This window comes from Caballeronia sp. LZ024 (assembly GCF_031451455.1).
GTDB classification, from domain to species: domain Bacteria; phylum Pseudomonadota; class Gammaproteobacteria; order Burkholderiales; family Burkholderiaceae; genus Caballeronia; species Caballeronia telluris.
Window position 1 is genome coordinate 2,202,606 of record NZ_JARUXL010000001.1, and the last position, 20,649, is coordinate 2,223,254.

Genomic DNA, 20,649 nt, shown 5'->3' on the forward strand with positions numbered 1-20,649 from the left:
AGCGACAACCATGACAACCTGACGCAGCGTCAATCATCCCGACCGACCGGCCAAGATGATTGACGGTAAACCGGACATGCTGCTTGACGGTATCCAGCCAGAGCCTCGTATCCCGCCTCGCCCGCGTCAGCCAGTTCGGTTGCCCGGTCCTCGTATCCCACGTAGAACGCGCTGCGCGCCTCCTCGTCGCTCCAATCCGGGCACACGGTTCCCGAGATAAACGCCCACGCTGTAGCACGGTGCTCTGCCATGCTCGACGGGCGGGCGTCCTCGTCCTCCTTCAACGCCCACTGCCAGTCGGTGTCAGCGAAGAAAGCGCCTTCGTCATACGCCTCGTCAGGCGTGGCGTGGCCCGTAAGGTCTGCGGTGACGGCGACGACGGTAGCGTTCGTGGTTTCGGTGTTCAGTGCGTTGGTCTTCTGGTTCATGATCTGCTTTTACGGTATCGTGCAGGCGCGCTGGCCCGCGTGTTGGATGGTTGCCCGGTCTTTCCCTGCCAAGAGTCAACCGGGTTGCTACGGCGTGCGGTGCCAGCGCCCTAGTCAGCCGATGCCTCCTTAGCCGCCTTCATGATGGTTACATGCGTGGTGCGGTACTCCTTCGCCAGTCCTCGCGCCGTAGCGCCCGCGTCCAGCCGCGCCTTGATAGTTCGCTTCTCCTCCAGCGTGAAGCGTTCGGGCCTGCCACCGACACGGCCCGAGGCGCGTGCTCGCTCCAGTCCTGCGTGCGTCCGCTCCACGATCAGATCGCGCTCGAACTGAGCGAAGGCAGCGAACATGCGGCGCACTAGATCACCGGCTGCGCTCGTCACTTCCTGCACCGGCAGGTCCAGCACGACTACGCGGATGCCAGCAGCGCGGAGGCTCGTCACGGTCGAGTCAACGTCAGCGGCATTGCGTCCGAGCCGGTCCAGCTTCGTCACGACCAGCGTATCGCCCTGCTCCAGCTTCTCGACCAGCTTACGGAATACCGGTCGCTCCATCGCGGGCACCGTGCCGCTGATCGTCTCGGCATGCACTCGGCGCGGCTCTACGTCGTACCCCGCGTGCCGCGCTGCGATCTGCTGGTTCGTGGTGTCTTGGTCCTGCGTGGATACTCGGCTGTAAAGGAATGTGCGCATTAATGTTCCCGGTTATAAAACGTGGATAAAATCGTCGCATGGATAGAAACCCTTTGCAAGAGGTTTCTTACCAAAGTCGCGTGGCCTTCCAACGTGGATGCTTAACGAACGTTTTCTATCCGCGCTGTGGGATCGCCGCTGAGCGGACGGCGCATCTGCTGCGCGTCCTTCGACCATTAGAGAAGTGAAGACACCCATCGCCGCTGTTCAGAGGATCGCTGTCTCCGGCTGTACGAAGGCCGAGACCCGGCATGGACTGTCATCTGCCGTCGCGTGGCACGCCGGCGGAGCAGTCAGGCGCGTGCGCCCGCGATTCTTGACACGCAGGCGAGCGTACGGGGGCGCATGGGCGCGGGCGTGCGGCGTATGTCCCCACAGAAATCCGGGCCAATTTTTGGCCCGTGCTTGGGTGTCCCCGTACAGTGAAACGCAGGAGCTTGTTGTAAGGACCCACTTCCAATGTCCGTTACAAGAAATTACACTTCCAGCGGCCAAACATCAGGTCATATAACGGAGATCAGTAATGAGAGGGCATCTACTTACAGCCGCAGCAGCGGCGGTCATCTTGACGGCGTGCGGCGGTGGAGGCGGCGGCAACCCCTCATCAGCTACGCCCGGCCCGTCAGCGGCCGGGCTCTACACTGGAACTACGGACACAAACCGGCAGGCATCGGTCCTCGTGCTCGACGATGGGCGGGTGTATTCGTTGTATTCGGTTGCCGGTAATTCGAGCATCATCGCGGGCGGCGTCATTGGTACTGTCACGTCCAGCAATGGCACGCTGTCCAATGGCAGCGGCTACGACTACAACCTCGAAGGTCAAGGCGTCAACTCTGTGACGCTCTCCGGCACTTATGCGGCGAAGGCTTCGGCTACCACGTCGATCCAGTACTCGAACGGTTCTAAAGTGACGTTCACGGGCAAGTACGATGCGAGCTACGACACAACGCCGACGCAAGCGACTGTCACCGGCACGTTCAAGGGTGAGAGCGTAACGACGTATGGCACCGATCCAAGCGTCACCATGACGGCAGACGCGAACGGCGCGATCACCGGAACGGGCACCGGCTGCTCGTTCACCGGCTCCATCAAGCCCCACGCGTCGGGTAACGTTTATGACGTAACGATCAACTTCGGCACAGGCGCCTGCGCTTATCCGAACACATCAGCGACCGGCGTTGCGGTGACTGATGGGACGGCGATGCGTGCTGAACTCCAAACGCCCTCAAAAGCTGGCGTGCTGTTCCTAGGGACGAAGCAATAACGATTTTCAAAGCGAGCGGGCCGACGCTCTGTCCGACCGGCTAGCTCGCCTCCGCAGGGCAACTACTAAATCAAGACTGAAAGGCCAATTGAATGAAACGGGGAAAGTTAATGATCGCCGCAGCAGCTTGTGCGGCGCTCGCGGGCTGCGCATCACCTATGGTGTGGAACAAATACGGCGCGACTACAGCCGATTATCAAGTGGACTCTTACGCGTGCGAGAAGGATGCGCGACAGAGCGGATACTTCGGAGGCGGGATATCCGGTGCGATCAACATGCGTGACTTCTTCAAGCACTGCATGGTGGCGCACGGCTGGGCGCTTCAAAAAGCGTAATCAGCCAATCCAAGACGCGTGGTGTCGCTAGCGAGTCGCTTCATCGGCCCACGCGCAACACACCAACCGGGCAGCGAATAACCGCATCGATTTTGGTGCGCTTGCTCAGACCTTTAGCCCGCGCCCAGTAGAATCTAAGACTCCGACCACCTGCGCTGGAGCCGCCTTGCTGCTCGACTTCCTGAACACCGCTGCTACTTACGCTGATCCGCTGTCGAAGATCGCCACTGGATTTGCCGCCCTCGGTGGCGGCTGGCTCTGGTTATCGAAGCTGGCCGCGATACAGGCCGAGGCCATGACTGGCGAATGGACGAATGAGGGTGATGTGTCCGGCCCACCGTGCACGCATTCGGTCAGCCTCACTACCGAAGTCACCGGGCGGCACGTCGGCGGCACAGTGCAGGCGTGGGAGGCCGTCGAGCACTCGCCATACGCAAGCATCTCGGGCTGGCGCTGCGGGCCGTTTATGCGGGTTCGAGTCATCCATGTGCGACAGGGTGAAGTGTCCGTCCTCGGGACGATTACGATGCGGTTCCGACAGCGAGGCCCTATGCGCTTCCTGTCCTTCAGGTACTCGGCACCGAACACGCTGTATCCGAAGCGGGCGGAACTGTGGGACGTGCCGAAGCGGCCGAAGCAGCCACCTTGGATGGAGACATGAGCGGCTTTTAGGACCGATAAGGCGAGCCACGCGAGCCTGACCCCCGGGAGCGTACTTGCTCTGCCGGGACAACGCTGGGACAATTGGCCCCGAAAACCCCGTCAGAAAGCTGTGCCCGCACCTCCCGAGGCACCACCTAACGCGGCTCTCAGTAGGATGCCGGAATCGTGCCACGCCTTGAAGCGGCGCTGCCAGGCCTCACGCGATGGCATCGCGTCTGCCACGGCGCGACTAAAAGATAATTTCGTCCTACCGCTGACGACCGTATTTAGAACAGTAGTCGCGCTTGAAGTCGTAGTGTCGTAGTGCATCTTCGCTAGATCGGTCTGCGCACGTCGAAGACTTCCACTGCCGTGCACACCACGTTCACGACGAACCCGTTAGTTCGCACCGTCAAAGCTGCCTTATCAGAGCGTGCGCTCCTCGGTCAGTCCCATAGTAGAATTCGAGCACATTTTGAGCACACTGAACTGTGCTCACTTGTTTTCAACCTGCGCAGTGCGCTCGACTTAAGTATTTGATTTCTAGGAAAACGCTGGCACGGCAGGAGGGACTCGAACCCCCGCCCCTCGGCTTAGAAGGCCGATGCTCTATCCAGCTGAGCTACTGCCGCGTCGCAAGCGAGCGAGGATTTTACCTCATCAGCGACGGCCCGGGCGCGGCAAGGCGAACCCGGGCAAGCGCGTGCGCGTCAGACCGGCTGCGGATGCAGCATGAACCACCCCAGACAGAACGCTCCCGCGATCACGCAATACACGCCGAACGACGCAAGCCGCCCGCGTCCTTCGAAGTAATGCATGAGAAACCGCACGCTCAGATACGCGGCGATGCCGGTCAGCACGCCGCCGAGCAGCGCATCGCCCAGTTGGCCGGGCGCGTGAAAGAGCTTCGGCAGTTCGAGCACGCCGGCCGCGAAGATGATTGGCGTGCCGAGCAGGAACGAAAACTCCGCCGCCTTTTCCGCCGTCATGCCGGCGCCGACGCCCGCGATCATCGTGAGGCCGCTGCGCGAGAATCCCGGCACGAGCGCGCCGATCTGCGCGAGACCCACGAGAAACGCCTGGCCGAACGTGAGCTGCTCGGGCGCGCGCCTCGCGCGGGCGCGCTGCAACCGGTCGCCGAGCCACAGCAGCACGCCGTTCACCATCAGCGCCGCCGCCACGATGCGCAGATCATGAAAGATCGCTTCGATGCGCTTTTCCAGCAGCAGTCCGACGATGCCCGTCGGAATCGTGCCGATGATCAGCGCCCACATCATGTGGCCGTGTTCGTTGCGCCGTCCGCCGAGCGAAGCGAACCAGCCGCCGATCAGCTCGACCCAGCGCGTGCGGAAATACCAGAGCAGCGCGAATGCGGTGCCGAGATGCAGCGCGACCAGGAACGGCAGCAACTGAGGCGCGTGCTTGTCGATGTGCATCCCGAAGAGGCCGGGCACGAGGAGCGTATGGCCGAGGCTGCTGACCGGAAAGAGTTCGGTCACGCCTTGCAGCACGCTTAGAAAAATCAGAAACCACAGAGTCACGCGTCGATCCTTTTGACGTTACGAATGGAGGACGCGTCGTGCGAATCCCGTCGTCCGTCGCGCTGCCCGACGGGCAACGGAACGATCGAATGCGCAAAATGGGGATGTGGAACGGCACGGCGCGCGAAAAATCGCACCGATTATGCCGGTGGCGAAATCGAGCGCCAAGCGTTTAGGTCAATCAACATCCGCCGACAGTCAAACGTCGGCAAAACGGATTTTGCAGTAATTGGAGACGAATGAAACCGAAAGGAAATGCGCTTCGCCGCGCACGCATTTTCGTGTGCGTCGCACGCAAAGGGCCAGGTTTCAGGGCATGAGCTTGTATAGGAACAGCACGGTACTCGCGCCGAAAAGCCCGAACATCGCCAGAGCCATCGTCATTGCCAGATCCATGCTTCGCTCCTCGTTCTGTCTGATAGGCAACACAGCACAGAATAACAACACATCGAGGAGGCGGACGTCAGTCGCTGTTTTCCCGAGAAGGGTTTCCCCGTAGAAAAATCCACGGCAGAATCTGCGAGTCTGCAACGACCTCTCACGCCGTCACCACGCCCTCCGGAGCGCTCAAACCATGTCATCCGAGCAAGACATCATCGATATCACGCGCGACGGCGCCTCCATCTCGCTCGCCCCGCAGGCGGGCGGCCGGCTCATGACGTGGCGCGTCGGCGGCGAACCGGTGATCCACTGGCCGGCCACACCCGACTGGTCGCAGCCGGCGAAGATCCGCGGCGGCAATCCGCTGCTGTTTCCGTTCCTCGGACGCCATTTCGTCACGGGCGAGATCGGTAAATGGCGCGACCCCGACGGCGTGATCCACGATCTGCCGACGCACGGCTTCGCCCGCAGCCTGCCCTTTTCGACCACGAAGGACGCGGACGGCCACGGACTGCGCATGACGCTCGTCGACAGCGACGCGACCCGCGCCGGCTATCCGTTCGCGTTCCGCTTCGAGGCGGCGTACCGGCTCGTCGATGCGAACACGCTCGACGTGGAGCTGACGACGTCCAATCCGGGCGAAGTCGCGCTGCCCTACTACGCCGGCCATCACTTCTACTTTCACCTGCCGCACGACCAGCGCGCGTCGAGCAGTGTCGAGCTGCCGCGCACCGAGCAGCGCCATCAGCTGCCGGACGGCTCGATCAGCGAAGCGGTGCCGGGCGCGCCGCGCTATACGCTCGACGATCCTTCCATCGTCGACCGTTTTCACTGTTTCACCGGGCCGTCGGACCAGCCGGTGCGGCTCTTCATGCCAAGCCTTAAGCGCATGGTCAGCTTCGAGCTCGACCAGCCGGACTCGGTGCCGTGGTACGCGGTCACGACCTGGACCGAGGCCGATACTTCCGATTTCTACTGCGTCGAGCCGTGGATCGGCCTGCCCGACGCGATCCACAACGGCCGCGGCCTGCGCTGGCTCGCGCCCGGGAAGACGGAGTCGGCGTCGCTGCGGCTCGTCGTATCGCCGCTGGATTGAGCGTCGGGCGCGGGCGTCGACGGGACCGCGCGCGGCGCCTTTTCGCGGCCGGACGAGCGAAGACGGTAAAATCCGACGTTTGGACCGCCGCGCACCTTTTGCACGCGGCGGCGCTTCGCGAGGTCTAACGTTGGCAACAAGAATTCGACGGCTCCTCTGCGCCTCGCTGGTCGCAGTGTTCGCCGCATGTGGCTCGGCGCCGGTCGGGCCGGGCTTTTATCGCGTGGAACGGGGCGACACGGTCTCGAAGATCGCGCGGGAAAACCGCACCTCCGTGCAGAACATCGTGCGCTGGAACGGGCTTGCCAATCCCGACGCGATCGAAGTCGATCAGGTGCTGCGCGTCGTGCCGCCGGCAGGCATGGCCGCCGCGCCGCGCCCGGCTCCCGCGTCTTCGGCGAGCCGTGGCGACACCGCACCCGATCCCGCGCCCGCGAAGGCGCCCGCGATGTCGCTCGTCTGGCCCGCGCAGGGCGAAGTGATCCGCACGTTTGACGGCAAGACGTCGAAGGGCATCGACATCGTCAATGCGCCGGGCACGAAGGTCGTCGCGGCGGCGGGCGGGACGGTCGTCTACGCGGGCAACGGCTTGCGCGGCTACGGCAACATGCTGATCGTGAAGCACGATTCGGAGTACCTGACTGCGTATGCGCACAATCGCGCGCTGCTCGTGAAGGAAGGCCAGACCGTCGCGCAAGGCCAGCAGATCGCGGAAATGGGCGATACGGACTCGAACCGCGTGATGCTGCACTTCGAGTTGCGCTATCTGGGCCGCTCGACCGATCCGTCGCGCTATCTGCCCGCGCGCTGAGCGCCGGCGGCGCTCATACGGAAGTTACGCGACACATGACAAGGAAAGTTTCGATGAAGAGGATGAACCGAGCCGCGCTTCTGGCGGCGCTGGGTGCGATCGCGACGCTCGCCGGCTGCGCGAACACGTCGACCATGACCTATCTGCCTTCGGGCGATACCGGCTTCGCCATCAACTGCAGCGGCAGCGATGCAAGCACAAGCTGGGCGGAGTGTTACAAAAAAGCCGGCGAGACGTGCGGCGCCTATGGCTATGACGTCGTATCGAAGGACACCGACAACGGCGCGACGGCGGGCGGCTCGGTGGGCGGCATCTTCGGGGCGAACATCAAGAATCGCTCGATGGTCATTCGCTGCAAGCAATGACGCCTGCGTGGCCCACGAGCATGGCGCGCAGCCGTAGATGGCCGCTCAAGCCGGGGCTGACGCGGCGGGGTTTGGGCGCCTGCCAGTGACCCGAGAGCGGGTCGATATGCGCCGCGAATGCGACGAGCGCCGCGAGCGCGAACGGGCAAAGCGCGATGAAGATCCAGAGCAGGTGCATGATCGATACAGCCGACGACGAATGGTCCGATCATAACCGCAAGGCAAATATTTCGCTTAGGGCAGAACGCCTAGGCCAAACGCACGGGAATATTTACGCGATCTTTCAGAGACGTCGTGTCGCATCGCGTTACGCTCCGATACAAGCGCACACAACGTCGCGAACAACGGCGCCCTAGAATTCGTTCCAGCCCGTGCATTCTCTGCGCGAACAGTCCGCGCGGGTCAGAGGCCCCGGCGTGCCCGCGTCGGGGCTTCGCCATTTCCAGCCTACGATTTTATGCGAAGGAGCCGCTATTCCGACTTGTCCGGCGCGATCAACATGACGGGCGGACGCGTGTCGGTGGGCACGCCCTTGTAATCCGGCGGGTCCTGCGGCGGACGATGTTTCGGCTGAGTCGACGAATCGGCGCATGCGCAGAGCACGAGCGACACGGCAGCGAACAGAACGATACGGAGCATGGCGTTTCCGGAAGTCGCCGCATTGAACGGCGAAGAAAAACAAAGGGGTTACAAGCCGAAACTTGTAACCCCTTCTTGTACGGTGGTCGGAGCGATAGGATTCGAACCTACGACCCTCTGATCCCAAATCAGATGCGCTACCAGGCTGCGCTACGCTCCGACAAGCCGCAGATGATAGCGTTTTCCCGCACCCCGCGCAATGAAAAGCGACCCCCACGCTTCGCGACACGCAAATCGAGCGCGCCGACGGGCACACATCGCCCGCTCGGCGGTCGAACGGATCACACCAACGGATCACACCCACGGAGACACTCGATGAACCTCATTCTCTGGCGTCACGCGGAAGCCGAGGACCAGGCGGCGAGCGACCTCGCCCGGCAGCTCACCCCGCGCGGACGCAAGCAGGCGCAGGCAGTCGCCAAGTGGCTGCGCGCGCGCCTCGACGACGACGCCCTCTTCCTCGCCAGCCCCGCGACCCGCACGATCCAGACGGCCGAAGCATTCGGCGACCGCTATCGCGTCGTGCCGTCGCTCGCGCCAGGCGGCAGCGCGCAAGCCGTGCTCGACGCAGCCGGCTGGCCGGACGGCATCGCGGAAACGGTGGTCGTGGTCGGCCATCAGCCGACGATGGGTTATGTCGCTTCGCTGCTGCTCTCCGGAGAGGAAGCCGAGTGGTCGGTCAAGAAAGCGGGTGTCTGGTGGTTCCAGCAGCGTTCGCGCGGCGGCGACGGGCACGTCGTCCTGCGCGCGGTGGCGAGTCCCGACCTGCTCTGAGCTTGCAGCACGCCGCGCCGCACCTGACGATCGCTTTCATCGAATCGTCATTGCGACGCCATGCGAGCGTCACGCGCGATTACTACATTGGCGGACTCAAGCCTCCTATCGGGGAACGCCAATGCAAGATTCAGCCACGCCCGCGCTGCCGAAGAAGGCGCATTCAACGCTTCTCCACGACGCGCGCCGCCGTCTGCCGCGCGCAGCGGAAACCGTCGCCGGTCAAGAGCGCCTGCAGGTCGCCTGGGCCCGCACCGACGACGCGCTGCGCGAAGCCCAACGCCTGCGCTACCGCGTGTTTTCCGACGAAATGGGCGCCCGCCTGACGGGTCCCGCCGGCCTCGACGTCGATGCGTTCGACGCCTTCTGCGATCACCTGCTCGTGCGCGATCTCGATTCGCTGAAAGTGGTCGGCACCTACCGCGTGCTGCCGCCGCACCAGGCGGCGCGTGTCGGCCGGCTCTACGCCGAAAGCGAATTCGACGTGTCGCGCCTCACGCATTTGCGGCCGAAGCTCGTCGAAGTGGGCCGTTCGTGCGTGCATCCCGACTATCGCAACGGCGCGGTCATCATGTCGCTGTGGGGCGGGCTCGCGACCTACATGATGCAGAACGGCTACGAGACGATGCTCGGCTGCGCGAGCGTCGGCATGGTCGATGGCGGGCACTACGCCGCGAACCTGTATTGCTCGCTCGCCGCCGACGCGCTGACCGCGCCCGAATACCGCGCGTTTCCGCATACGCCGCTGCCGGTCGAGGAATTGCGCACGGGCGTCGACGTGAGCCCGCCGCCGCTCGTCAAGGGCTACCTGCGTCTGGGCGCGAAGATCTGCGGTGCACCCGCCTGGGATCCGGACTTCAACACGGCGGACTTCCTCACGCTCTTTCGTCTCTCGGACATCAATGCGCGCTACGCGCGCCACTTCATGAGCGACGCGAACGCGCGCTGACCGGCGCGGCCTTCGCATCGGCGACGCGGCTATCAGTCGTCCGTATAAACCACGCGATAGGGCCGCCCGATCTTCTCCCACTCGGCCGTTTCCTGCACGAGGCTGTAGTCGGTGAGCGGATTGTTCGCGACCCAGTCGTTCGGCAGACGCACGTCGAAGCCGCTTGCCGCCTGCTTGACCTCGATGCTCGGCAGGCCCGCATCGGTGCGCCTACGGCATAGCAGCGACGCGAGCCGCAGGCAAAAAAGCAGCGTCCAGTCGACGTCGCGCGAATGCGAAAGCTTGCCGAGCTTGCCCGCGTGTCCGAGCACGAGCGCCGCGAGCCGCGCCTGATCGGTGCGCGAGAAGCCGGGCATGTCGGCGTGGGTCGCGATGTACGCCGAGTGCTTGTGATATGCGCTGTGCGCGATCGACAAGCCGATCTCGTGCAGCGCCGCCGACCACGCGAGAAACATGCGGTTTTCCCCGCGCCGCTCGGCATCGGGTTCGTCGAACTGGTCGTAGAAGCGGATCGCCAGCTCCGCGATGCGGTCGGACTGCGCGGCATCGACGGCATAGCGGCGCTTGAAGCCTTCCACCGTGACCGTGCGCATGTCCTCGTGCTGCGAGCGCCCGAGCAGGTCGTACAGCACACCGAGCCTGAGCGCGCCGTCGGTGGTGTCGACGTAATCGATGCCCAGCTCCTCGAACACGCCGAGCATGATCGACAGGCCGCCCGCCAGCACCGGAATGCGGTCGGGCTTGAGCGCCACCAGCTTCAGCCGGTTCACGTTCTCCGCCTTGATGAGCGCGCGCTTCAGCCTTTCCAGGCCGCCGCGCGAAATGCCGTGCGTGATGTCGGGATCGTTGAAGCCGTTCGCCTCGACGAGTTCCGCGAGCGCGCGCGCCGTGCCCGACGAGCCGATCGCCTGATCCCAGCCGGTATGCTTGTACTCGGCCGAGATGATCTGGATCTCGCGCTTCGCGGCAAGTTCGGCCTGACGCATCGTGTATTCGTCGACGTTGCCCGCCGGGAAGAACTGCCGGCTATGGCTCACGCAGCCGATATAGAGGCTTTCCATGTGGATCGGCGTGTAGTGCGAGCCGATGATGAATTCCGTCGAGCCGCCGCCGATGTCCACCACGAGGCGCTTGCCCGCGCTCGCCGGCACCGAATGCGCCGCGCCCGCGTAGATGAGGCGGGCTTCCTCGCGGCCCGCGATCACTTCGATCGGGAAGCCGAGCGCGGCTTCTGCCTCGACAATGAAATCGCCCGCGTTCTTCGCCACCCTGAGCGTGTTGGTCGCGACCGCGCGCACATGATCCGGATGGAAGTCGCGCAGCCGTTCGCCGAAGCGCTTCAACGCATCCCAGCCGCGCAGTTGCGACGCGCGGTCGAGATATTTGTCGCGCGAGAGGCCCGCGCCGAGGCGCACCGGCTCGCGCAGCGCATCGACCTGATAGATCTGGCTGCCGGCCTCCGTCTCCTCGACGCGTCCGACGATCAGCCGGAAGCTGTTCGAACCCAGGTCTACGGCGGCGAGAAGATGCGGTTGAATGACCATCGGATATCCAGGATTCATGGGAAAGGAACGCCTCGCGGCGCCGCACCAATTCTAATCCAGCCGAGCGCTCAGGCGTCGGGCACCCGGCGGGCCCCGCCGCGCACAGGCGACGCTATTCCCAATCTGCGTAGAATTTGTGACACTGACAGTGTCACGAAAACTTAATCTTACTGTGAGACTATCCGAACGTCCGTTTGCCCTTTCGATAGACCCTCCACTGACCTCGTCGATGTCCATACGCTATCCGCTATTCAACCGCGAGCTGGGCATCCTGGGATTCAACGAGCGCGTGCTGGCGCAGGCCGCCGATACCGCCGTTCCTCTCCTCGAACGTCTTCGCTTCATCTGCATCACGAGCAGCAATCTCGACGAATTCTTCGAAGTCCGCATGGCGGGCCTGCAGGAGCAGATGCGCGACAACCCCGGCTCGCTGTCGCCGGACGGCATGTCGCTGCAACATGTGTACGACCTCGTGGTCGAGCGCGCGCACCGGCTCGTGCGCCAGCAGTACGTGATGCTGCACGACACCGTGATTCCGGCGCTCGAAAGCGAAGGCATTTACTTTCATAACGCCGAGGCGTGGACCCCGCAGCAGACCGAGTGGGCGCGCGAATACTTTCACAACGAGCTGTTGCCGGTGCTCACGCCGATCGGTCTCGATCCGGCGCATCCGTTTCCGCGCGTGCTCAACAAGAGCCTGAACTTCGTCGTCGAACTGGAGGGCAAGGACGCCTTCGGCCGTCAGGCAATGATGGGCATCGTCCAGGCGCCGCGCGCGCTGCCCCGCCTCGTGCGCATGCCCGAGGCGCTCTCGGGTTATCCGCACGGCTTCGTGCTCCTGAGTTCACTGATGCAGCGCTTTGTCGAAGAGCTGTTTCCGCATCTGAACGTGCGCAGCTGCAATCAGTTTCGCATCACGCGCAACAGCGAGCTGTTCGTCGACGAAGACGAAATCACCAACCTGCGCGTTGCGCTGCAGGGCGAACTGCCGGCGCGGCATCTGGGCAACGCGGTGCGGCTGGAAGTGTCGGCGGAGACGCCGCCGCACATGGTGCGGCGCCTGCTCGACGAGAGCCAGTTGAACGAACGCGACTGCTATCGCGTGAACGGTCCGGTGAATCTCGTGCGGCTGATGCAGTTGCCCGAGATGGTGGACCGGCCCGACCTCAAGTTCGTGCCGCACATTCCGTCGATACCCAAGAGCATCGCGAACGCATCGAATCTCTTCGATGCGATCGATCAGGGCGATGTCCTGCTGCATCATCCCTACGAGAGTTTTCAGCCGGTACTCGAACTCTTGTTGCAGGCCGCGAAGGATCCGCAGGTCGTCGCGATCAAGCAGACCATCTATCGCACCGGCACCGATTCGCCGCTGATGGACGCGCTGATGCAGGCCGCGCGCAATGGCAAGGAAGTAACGGTGGTGGTCGAACTGCTTGCGCGCTTCGACGAAGAGACGAACATCAACTGGGCGTCGCAGCTGGAAGCGGTCGGCGCGCATGTGGTGTATGGCGTGGTCGGCCACAAGTGCCACGCGAAGATGATGCTGATCGTGCGGCGCGTGTCGCAGGGCGGCAAGCTCATGCTCAAGCGCTACGTGCATCTGGGAACGGGCAACTATCATCCGCGCACGGCCCGTCTTTATACCGACTTCGGCATGTTGACCGCCGACCAGCAACTCTGCGAAGACGTGCATCACGTATTCCAGCAGCTGACGGGAATCGGCGGCGAGATTCCGCTGCATCAGATCTGGCAGTCGCCGTTCACGCTGCATGCGAAGCTGATGGATGCGATCCACGCGGAAGCCGAGCATGCGCGCGCGGGCAGGAAGGCGCGCATCGTCGCGAAGATGAATGCGTTGCTCGAGCCTTCGGTGATCGCGGCGCTCTACGAGGCATCGCAGGCGGGCGTGAAGATCGATCTGATCGTGCGCGGCGTGTGTTCGCTCAAGCCGGGCGTGGAGGATCTGTCGGAGAACATCACGGTGCGCTCGATCGTCGGACGATTTCTGGAGCATCACCGCATCTTCTACTTCTATGCGCACGGCAACGAAGACGTCTATCTGTCAAGCGCCGACTGGATGGATCGCAACTTCTTCCGGCGTGTGGAGGTGGCGTTTCCGATCCGCGATCGACGGCTCAAGCGGCGCGTGATCGCGGAAGGCTTATCGGTATTTCTCGGCGATAACCAGACGGCCTGGCTCATGCAGAGCGATGGACATTATCGGCGGCGGCGGCCGGGGAAAGCGATGCGTAATGCGCAGTTGGGGTTGCTCGCGAAGTTTTGTTCTTGAGTGGACAGCCGCGGGTTTGGTTTGTGCATCAAACCGCGACAGACTTCCTCAACGCCGTCCGCGCGACCGGAAACCGTACACTGAACGTGCTCCCCCGCCCTTCCTCGCTCTTCACATCGAGCTCCGCGTGATGCCGTTGCAGCACATGCTTGACGATGGCGAGCCCAAGCCCCGTGCCACCCGTATCCCGCGAGCGGCTGCGATCCACCCGATAGAACCGCTCCGTCAGCCGCGGAATGTGCTCCGCAGGAATGCCGAGCCCGCTGTCGCGCACCGAGAACACCGCGCGATCCTGCTCGCGCTGCCACGTCACGTCGATCGTGCCGCCATCAGGCGTATAGCGAATCGCGTTCGTCACGAGATTGGCAAGCGCGCTCACGATCTCCGTCTCCGCACCCGCGACCGTCAGCGCTTCGTCGCTGTGAAAAGTAATGCGATGCCGCCCCGCCGACAGATTGTTCGCGTCGTCTTCGAGATGGCGCATCACTGCGCGCATGTCGAGCAGTTCGTCGCCCGGCGGCCGCATGTCGCCTTCGAGGTTCGCGAGCACCAGCAAGTCGCGCACGATGTTCCTCATCCGCGATGCCTGCTGATCCATCATCTCCAGATAGCGCGCGCGGTCCGCCTCGGTTAGCGGCAGTTCGCGCATCGTCTCGAGAAAACCCGATAGCACCGTGAGCGGTGTCTTCAATTCATGCGAGACGTTCGCGACGAAATCGCGCCGCATCGAATCCGTGCGCTCGAGCTCCGTGATGTCCTGCGTGAGGATCAGCTTGCGATTGTCGCCATAGGGAAAGACCTGCACGGAAAGCGTATGCCGACGATTCACGCCCATCGCGCGCATGATCAGCATCTCTTCGTAATGATGCGAATTCAGATAACGCACGAACTCGGGGCGGCGCACCAGATGCGTGATGTGCTGGCGCAGGTCGCGCTTGGCGTCGAGCCCGAAATGCGTCTCGGCGATCGCGTTGCACCACTCGATCTGATCGTGGTCGTCGAGCATCGCGACGCCGTTCGGCGACGCCTGGATCGCCTGGATGAAGCGCGAGTGCTGCTGCTCGACCTGACGCACCTGCGCATGCCAGCGCTTGGCAAGCTTGTGCAGCCGGTAGTAGATCTCGCCCCAGATGCCGAGCGCGCTCGGCACTTCGCCGTAGACGGGCGCATCGAGCAGACGCCACAGACGTTGCGTGTGATAGGTGCCGAAGAAGCTCTGCACGACGAGCATCACCACCGCGAATGCGAGCGCGATGCGCACGCCGAAGAACGCGCCGACCAACGCGCTCAGCGCTGCGAGCAACGCGAGGGACACGATGGAACGCGTCCAGATGATATTCATGGTCGGTGGGGTCGAAAGAATGAAAGATGCAGAGCGGTGAAGGCTCAGGCGCTCTTGGCGAGCCGGTAGCCGCTGCCCCGCACCGTTTCGATCATAGCATCGCAGCCCGCCGGCTTGAGGGCCGCGCGCAGGCGCTTGATGTGCACATCGACCGTGCGTTCTTCCACGAAGACGTGATCGCCCCACACCTGATCGAGCAGTTGCGTGCGGCTGTGCACGCGCTCCGGATGTGTCATGAAGAAATGCAGCAGCCGGAATTCGGTCGGACCGAGATCGAGCTTGATGTCGTTGCCCGAGTGACTCGCGGCCACGCGATGGGTCGCCGGATCGAGCCGCAAGCCGTTGATCGCGACGACGTCTTCCGTCAGCTGCGGCGCGCGCCGGCGCAGCACCGCCTTGATGCGCGCCATCAGTTCCTTCGGCGAGAACGGCTTGGTGACGTAGTCGTCGGCGCCGATCTCGAGTCCGAGCACCTTGTCTTGTTCGTCGCCGCGCGCGGTGAGCATGATGATCGGGATGTGCTTCGTGCGCTCGTTGTTGCGCAGCTCGCGCGCGAACGTGATGCCGGACTTGCCCGGCAACATCCAGTCGAGCAGCACGAGGTCGGGCAGCACGTCGCTGATCAGGTTCTGCGCCTGCTCCGCGTTGTACGCGCGGATCGGGCAGTGTCCCGCATGTTGCAGATTCACCGAGATCAGTTCGGAGATCGCGGGTTCGTCTTCGATAACGAGGATACTGCTGGGCATCGGCACCTCTGTGACCTTTTGCTTGAAATGAGATTAGCTGAGCGCTTCACGTTCGAGCTGGTCGCGCGGAACGTGCCGCACGTCGGTTCCCTTCACGATATAGATGATGAATTCGGCGATGTTCTTCGCGTGATCGCCGATCCGCTCCACCGCCTTCGCGATGAACAGATAGTCGAGACCCGCGGAGATCGTGCGCGGATCTTCCATCATGTACGTGATGAGCTTTCTCACGAACGCGCGGAATTCCTCGTCGATGGCTTTGTCGTCGCGCACGATCTGCGCGGCCGCGACCGTATCGAGGCGCGCGAACGCGTCGAGCGCGCGGCGCAAAATCGTCACCGCCATCTCCCCCGAGAGCTTGATCTCGGCGATGTTGACCGTGCGGCCCGCGCCGTCCTCGTTGATGCGCTTCACGCGCTTCGCGATCTTCTCGGCTTCGTCGCCGGCGCGTTCCAGATTGGTGATCGTCTTCGAGATCGCCATCAGAAGGCGCAGGTCGCGCGCGGCCGGCTGACGGCGCGCGATGATGTTGCTGCACTCCTCGTCGATCTCGACTTCCATCGTGTTCAGGCGCACTTCGGCCGCGATCACCTGGTCGGCGACGCCGATGTCGAACGTATTGAGCGCCTGCATCGCGTGGATGATCTGCGACTCGACGAGACCGCCCATTTCCAGCACTTTCGACGATACCGCATTGAGGTCGGCGTCGAACTGGCTCGACAGATGCTTATCGGACATGTATTGCTCCTGTAGTCCCTTCTCTTCGGCGGTTAGCCGAACCGTCCGGTGATGTAGTCTTCCGTTTCCTTGCGGGCGGGCTTGATGAAGATCTTTTCGGTGTCGCCGAATTCGATCAGCTCGCCGAGGTACATATAGGCAGTGTAGTCGGAACAACGCGCCGCCTGCTGCATGTTGTGCGTGACGATCACGACCGTGTAGTCGTTCTTCAGCTCCGCGATCAGCTCTTCGATGCGGCCCGTCGATATCGGGTCGAGCGCCGAGCACGGTTCGTCGAGCAGCAGCACTTCCGGACGGATCGCAATGCCGCGCGCGATGCACAGACGCTGCTGCTGGCCGCCCGACAAGCCATAGCCGCTTTGCTGCAGCTTGTCCTTCACTTCGTTCCAGAGCGCGGCCTTGGTGAGCGCCCACTCGACGCGATCGTCCATTTCCGAGCGCGAAAGCTGTTCGAACATCTTCACGCCGAACGCGATGTTGTCGTAGATCGACATCGGAAACGGCGTCGGCTTCTGAAACACCATGCCGACGCGCGCCCGCAACAGCGAAATATCGCGGCGCGTGTCGAGCAGGTTCTCGCCGTCCATCAGGATTTCGCCCTCGGCGCGCTGCTCCGGATAAAGCGCGTACATCTTGTTGAACGTGCGCAAGAGCGTGGACTTGCCGCAACCCGACGGCCCGATGAACGCCGTCACCTTCTTCTCGGGAATGCGCAGGTTGATGTTCTTCAGCGCGTGATACTTGCCGTAGAAGAAGTTGAGATCGTTGACCTCGATCTTCGGCTTCATCGAATCGGCGGGCTTCGCGCTGTGCGTCGGCTTGAAGCTGCCGGGCACGGGGCCGCGTTCGACCGGCGCGTCGGTCTTGTCTTCGACCGCGTTGACATTCAGGTGGCTGACACCACTCGCAACCGTGTTCATGGAATCACTCCGCCTATTTTTTCGAAAGGATCGTGCGTGCGAGCACGTTGAGACCCAGCACGCCGAGCGTAATCAGGAAAACGCCGGCCCACGCGAGCGACTGCCACTGCGGGAACGGACTCATCGCGAACTTGTAGATCGTGACCGGCAGGTTGGCGACCGGCTGGTTCATGTTCCACGAGAAGAACTGGTTCGACAACGCCGTGAAAAGGAGCGGCGCGGTTTCGCCCGCGATGCGCGCGACCGCGAGCAACACGCCCGTCACGATCCCGCCGACCGACGCCTTCAGCGTGATCGACAGAATCATCTTCCACTTCGGCGTGCCGAGCGCGAACGCGGCTTCGCGCAGCGCGTTCGGCACGAGCTTCAGCATGTTCTCGGTCGTGCGGATCACGATCGGAATCTGCAAGAGCGCGAGCGCGATCACGCCCGCCCAGCCCGAGAATCGCCCCACTTTCGCGACGACGAGCGCGTAGACGAAAAGACCGATCACGATCGACGGCGCCGAGAGCAGGATGTCGTTGATGAAGCGCGTGATGCTCGCGAGCCAGCGCTTCTGCCCGTATTCCGCGAGATACACGCCCGCCAGGATGCCGAGCGGCGTGCCGATGAACGTTGCGAGCACGACCAGCATCAGGCTGCCGACGATCGCGTTCGCGAGACCACCGCCGTCGGTGTTGGGCGGCGGCGTCGACTGCGTGAAGAGTTCGACCGACAATCCGCCGATGCCGAGCTTGAGCGTCGTGAACAGAATCCACACGAGCCACAAGAGGCCGAAGGCCATCGCGGCGAGCGACAGCGTGAGCGCGATCGCGTTCTTGCCGCGGCGGCGGCGTTGCAGGCGCTCGCGCGTGGCGTCGGACGCGTCCGTATTGATGTAAGTAGGCTGGCTCACTTGGAACCCTCTCCTTTTTCGAGGCGAAGCAGCATCACCTTCGATATCGCCAGCACGAAGAACGTGATCACGAAAAGAATCAGTCCGAGCTCCATCAGCGCCGACGTGTGCAGGCCCGGGCTCGCTTCGGCGAATTCGTTCGCAAGCGCGGACGTGATGCTGTTGCCCGGCGAAAAGAGCGACACGTTGTCGAGCAGGTTCGTATTGCCGATCACGAAGGTCACCGCCATCGTCTCGCCGAGCGCGCGACCGAGGCCGAGCATCACGCCGCCGATCACGCCGGTGCGCGTGTACGGCAGCACGATCTTCCACATCACTTCCCACGTCGTGCAGCCGATCCCGTACGCCGATTCCTTCAGCAGCACGGGCGTGACCTCGAACACATCGCGCATCACCGCCGCGATATACGGAATGATCATGATCGCGAGGATGACGCCCGCGCACAGGATGCCGATGCCGATCGGCGGGCCCTGAAAGAAGCGGCCGATCACCCAGACGTCGCCGAGCAGGCGTCCGAGCGGTTTTTCGAAGTACGTCGCGAAAATCGGCGCGAAGACGAGCAGGCCCCACATGCCGTAGACGATCGACGGAATCGCCGCCAGCAGTTCGATCGCGATGCCCAGCGGCCGTCGCAGCCACGCCGGCGACAGTTCGGTCAGAAAGAGCGCAATGCCGAAGCTCACCGGCACCGCGATGATGAGCGCGATCAGCGACGTGGCGATCGTGCCGTAGATCGGCACGAGCGCGCCGAACGTTTCGGTCGGCGGATCCCAGTCCGCGTGCCACAGGAAGCCAAGACCGAATTTTTCGATCGTCGGCATGGACGCCACGATCAGCGACACGATGATGCCGCCAAGCAAAAGCAGCGTGACGACGGCTGCAAGGCGCGTCAGGCCGCCGAAAAGGATGTCACCGAGACGCCCCGGGGCGCGCTGCGTGCCGCTGCCGGGAGGCGCCGACGCTAGATTGATGTCCGACATGGGAACCTTGGGTCGGGCCGCGCGGCACCTGCCGCGCGGCGAAACGTACCGCGATTGTCCTGCTTCATCAGCTTAGGACAGTTTCAGACCTGCGTTACTGCGCGACGGCCTTGCCCGACGCGTCCTTCACCTTCGCCTTCCATTGCGTGCGGATTTCAGCGACCACCGAATCCGGCAGCGAGATGTAGTCGAGATCGTTCGCGGCCTGGTTGCCGTTCTTGAACGCCCAGTCGAAGAACTTCAGCGTTTCCGTGCCCTGTTCCGGCTTGTCCTGCGTCGCGTGCAGCAAGACGAAGGTCGCGCCGACGACCGGCCATGCATCCTTGCCCGGCTCGTTCGTGAGGATCTGATAAAACGACTTCGACCAGTCCGCGCCGGCTGCGGCGGCCTTGAAGGTTTCCGTCTTCGGCTCGACGATCGTGCCGGCGGCGTTCTTCAGGCCCACATACGTCATCTTGTTCTGCTTCGCGTACGCCCACTCGACATAGCCGATCGCGCCCGGCAGACGCTGCACGAACGCCGCGACGCCGTCGTTGCCCTTGCCGCCCGTGCCCGTCGGCCAGTTGACGGTCGAGCCTTCGCCGACCTTCGACTTCCACTCGCCGTTCACTTTCGACAGATAGTTCGTCCAGATGAAGCTCGTGCCCGAGCCGTCGGCGCGGCGAACCACGGCGATGTCCGTGTCCGGCAGCTTCACTTTCGGATTGAGCGCGGCGATCGCCGGGTCGTTCCACTTCTTGATCTTGCCGAGGTAGATGTCGCCGAGCACTTCGCCCGACAGCGTCACTTCACCCGGCTTCACGCCCGGCACGTTGATCACCGGCACGACGCCGCCGACCACCGTCGGAAACTGGAAGAGGCCTTGCTTCGTGAGTTCGTCGTCTTTCAGCGGCGCGTCCGAGCCGGCGAAATCGACCGTCTTCGCGACGATCTGCTTGACGCCGCCCGACGAGCCAATGCCCTGATAGTTGACCTTGCCGCCGCCGGTCTTCTGGTAGGCGTCCGCCCACTTCGTGTAGATCGGTGCTGCAAAGGTGCTGCCCGCGCCGGTAATGTCGGCTGCTTGCGCGGAGATGGCGACGAGTGCGCCGATTACGCCAGCCAGCGCGGTTTGCATCAATTTCATGAGACCTCCAGGTTGTGAGCGAATGACACGACAACGCGAAGCATAGGCAGTCTCCGTGACAGTAATGTGACTCTCCGTGAAGCCAGCGTGACAACGGCCTTACGTCGATGAAAGGCGGTGTTTTTTCTCGTTCGAGCGCGCTCAAAAT

The 20,649-nt window shown here is 63.2% G+C and carries 22 protein-coding genes and 2 tRNA genes; 9 read left to right on the forward strand and 15 right to left on the reverse strand.

Going from position 1 to position 20,649, the window contains the following annotated elements:
* Positions 1-29: 29 nt before the first annotated feature.
* Positions 30-428, reverse strand: coding sequence for a hypothetical protein (locus tag QCE48_RS09875; RefSeq protein WP_309788009.1), 399 nt, complete (start codon positions 426-428; stop codon positions 30-32).
* Between the two features lie 110 nt (positions 429-538).
* The gene (locus QCE48_RS09880; RefSeq protein ID WP_309788008.1) at positions 539-1,120 is read right to left on the reverse strand and encodes a recombinase family protein; all 582 of its coding nucleotides are present in this window, start codon (positions 1,118-1,120) and stop codon (positions 539-541) included.
* A gap of 679 nt (positions 1,121-1,799) precedes the next feature.
* On the opposite strand from QCE48_RS09880, the gene QCE48_RS09885 reads away from it, so the two are divergent.
* The 3 genes from QCE48_RS09885 to QCE48_RS09895 all read left to right on the forward strand — a co-directional run bounded on the left by QCE48_RS09885 (position 1,800) and on the right by QCE48_RS09895 (position 3,380).
* Positions 1,800-2,384 carry a hypothetical protein gene (locus tag QCE48_RS09885; RefSeq protein WP_309788007.1) on the forward strand — a complete coding sequence of 195 codons (585 nt, stop codon included), beginning with the start codon at positions 1,800-1,802 and terminating at the stop codon, positions 2,382-2,384.
* 92 nt (positions 2,385-2,476) lie between these two features.
* Positions 2,477-2,719: a hypothetical protein gene (locus QCE48_RS09890; protein WP_309788006.1), complete on the forward strand. Its 243-nt coding sequence runs from the start codon at positions 2,477-2,479 to the stop codon at positions 2,717-2,719.
* A gap of 166 nt (positions 2,720-2,885) precedes the next feature.
* A complete protein-coding gene (locus QCE48_RS09895; protein WP_309788005.1) occupies positions 2,886-3,380 on the forward strand; it encodes a hypothetical protein in 495 nt (164 codons plus the stop codon).
* 536 nt (positions 3,381-3,916) lie between these two features.
* Here QCE48_RS09895 and QCE48_RS09900 read toward each other — a convergent pair.
* Positions 3,917-3,993 (reverse strand) — tRNA-Arg (locus QCE48_RS09900).
* 78 nt (positions 3,994-4,071) lie between these two features.
* On the reverse strand, positions 4,072-4,902 hold the full coding sequence (locus tag QCE48_RS09905; protein ID WP_309788004.1) for an undecaprenyl-diphosphate phosphatase: 831 nt from the start codon (positions 4,900-4,902) through the stop codon (positions 4,072-4,074).
* Positions 4,903-5,476: 574 nt separating this feature from the next.
* Between QCE48_RS09905 and QCE48_RS09910 the strand changes: the two genes are divergently transcribed.
* The 3 genes from QCE48_RS09910 to QCE48_RS09920 all read left to right on the forward strand — a co-directional run bounded on the left by QCE48_RS09910 (position 5,477) and on the right by QCE48_RS09920 (position 7,555).
* Complete coding sequence (locus tag QCE48_RS09910) at positions 5,477-6,379, forward strand: aldose epimerase (protein ID WP_309788003.1); 903 nt, start codon at positions 5,477-5,479, stop codon at positions 6,377-6,379.
* Between the two features lie 130 nt (positions 6,380-6,509).
* Positions 6,510-7,190 (forward strand): peptidoglycan DD-metalloendopeptidase family protein, encoded by a 681-nt coding sequence (locus tag QCE48_RS09915; protein WP_309788002.1) that lies wholly within the window; start codon positions 6,510-6,512, stop codon positions 7,188-7,190.
* Positions 7,191-7,252: 62 nt separating this feature from the next.
* Positions 7,253-7,555 carry a hypothetical protein gene (locus QCE48_RS09920; protein ID WP_404983351.1) on the forward strand — a complete coding sequence of 101 codons (303 nt, stop codon included), beginning with the start codon at positions 7,253-7,255 and terminating at the stop codon, positions 7,553-7,555.
* Here the strand turns inward: QCE48_RS09920 and QCE48_RS09925 are convergent.
* From QCE48_RS09925 to QCE48_RS09935, 3 genes are all read right to left on the reverse strand, one after another.
* A complete protein-coding gene (locus tag QCE48_RS09925) occupies positions 7,536-7,733 on the reverse strand; it encodes a hypothetical protein (protein ID WP_309787999.1) in 198 nt (65 codons plus the stop codon). The two genes, QCE48_RS09920 and QCE48_RS09925, sit on opposite strands and share 20 nt — an antisense overlap.
* Positions 7,734-8,026: 293 nt before the next feature.
* The gene (locus tag QCE48_RS09930) at positions 8,027-8,194 is read right to left on the reverse strand and encodes a hypothetical protein (protein ID WP_200818976.1); all 168 of its coding nucleotides are present in this window, start codon (positions 8,192-8,194) and stop codon (positions 8,027-8,029) included.
* An 83-nt stretch (positions 8,195-8,277) separates the two neighbouring features.
* Positions 8,278-8,354: transfer RNA gene (locus QCE48_RS09935), tRNA-Pro, on the reverse strand.
* Between the two features lie 155 nt (positions 8,355-8,509).
* On the opposite strand from QCE48_RS09935, the gene QCE48_RS09940 reads away from it, so the two are divergent.
* Both QCE48_RS09940 and QCE48_RS09945 read left to right on the forward strand, forming a co-directional pair.
* A complete protein-coding gene (locus QCE48_RS09940; protein ID WP_309787996.1) occupies positions 8,510-8,968 on the forward strand; it encodes a histidine phosphatase family protein in 459 nt (152 codons plus the stop codon).
* A 121-nt stretch (positions 8,969-9,089) separates the two neighbouring features.
* Positions 9,090-9,917: a GNAT family N-acyltransferase gene (locus tag QCE48_RS09945; RefSeq protein WP_309787995.1), complete on the forward strand. Its 828-nt coding sequence runs from the start codon at positions 9,090-9,092 to the stop codon at positions 9,915-9,917.
* Between the two features lie 32 nt (positions 9,918-9,949).
* Here QCE48_RS09945 and ppx read toward each other — a convergent pair whose 3' ends face one another.
* Positions 9,950-11,461: an exopolyphosphatase gene (gene ppx / locus QCE48_RS09950; RefSeq protein ID WP_309787993.1), complete on the reverse strand. Its 1,512-nt coding sequence runs from the start codon at positions 11,459-11,461 to the stop codon at positions 9,950-9,952.
* A 229-nt stretch (positions 11,462-11,690) separates the two neighbouring features.
* Between ppx and ppk1 the strand changes: the two genes are divergently transcribed.
* Positions 11,691-13,754, forward strand: coding sequence for a polyphosphate kinase 1 (gene ppk1, locus QCE48_RS09955; protein WP_309787991.1), 2,064 nt, complete (start codon positions 11,691-11,693; stop codon positions 13,752-13,754).
* Between the two features lie 28 nt (positions 13,755-13,782).
* Here ppk1 and phoR read toward each other — a convergent pair whose 3' ends face one another.
* From phoR to pstS, 7 genes are all read right to left on the reverse strand, one after another.
* Positions 13,783-15,096 (reverse strand): phosphate regulon sensor histidine kinase PhoR, encoded by a 1,314-nt coding sequence (phoR, locus tag QCE48_RS09960; RefSeq protein ID WP_309787989.1) that lies wholly within the window; start codon positions 15,094-15,096, stop codon positions 13,783-13,785.
* Positions 15,097-15,140: 44 nt separating this feature from the next.
* On the reverse strand, positions 15,141-15,842 hold the full coding sequence (gene phoB / locus QCE48_RS09965; RefSeq protein ID WP_062633473.1) for a phosphate regulon transcriptional regulator PhoB: 702 nt from the start codon (positions 15,840-15,842) through the stop codon (positions 15,141-15,143).
* A gap of 33 nt (positions 15,843-15,875) precedes the next feature.
* Entirely contained in the window at positions 15,876-16,580 is a 705-nt protein-coding gene (gene phoU, locus QCE48_RS09970) for a phosphate signaling complex protein PhoU (RefSeq protein ID WP_087630611.1), read from the reverse strand.
* Between the two features lie 32 nt (positions 16,581-16,612).
* Positions 16,613-17,368, reverse strand: coding sequence for a phosphate ABC transporter ATP-binding protein PstB (gene pstB / locus QCE48_RS09975; RefSeq protein ID WP_309788359.1), 756 nt, complete (start codon positions 17,366-17,368; stop codon positions 16,613-16,615).
* Positions 17,369-17,513: 145 nt separating this feature from the next.
* A complete protein-coding gene (gene pstA / locus QCE48_RS09980; protein WP_309787988.1) occupies positions 17,514-18,395 on the reverse strand; it encodes a phosphate ABC transporter permease PstA in 882 nt (293 codons plus the stop codon).
* A complete protein-coding gene (pstC, locus tag QCE48_RS09985) occupies positions 18,392-19,375 on the reverse strand; it encodes a phosphate ABC transporter permease PstC (protein ID WP_309787987.1) in 984 nt (327 codons plus the stop codon). The genes pstA and pstC overlap by 4 nt, the downstream gene beginning before the upstream one ends.
* 94 nt (positions 19,376-19,469) lie before the next feature.
* A complete protein-coding gene (gene pstS / locus QCE48_RS09990) occupies positions 19,470-20,501 on the reverse strand; it encodes a phosphate ABC transporter substrate-binding protein PstS (protein ID WP_309787986.1) in 1,032 nt (343 codons plus the stop codon).
* Positions 20,502-20,649 lie beyond the last annotated feature (148 nt).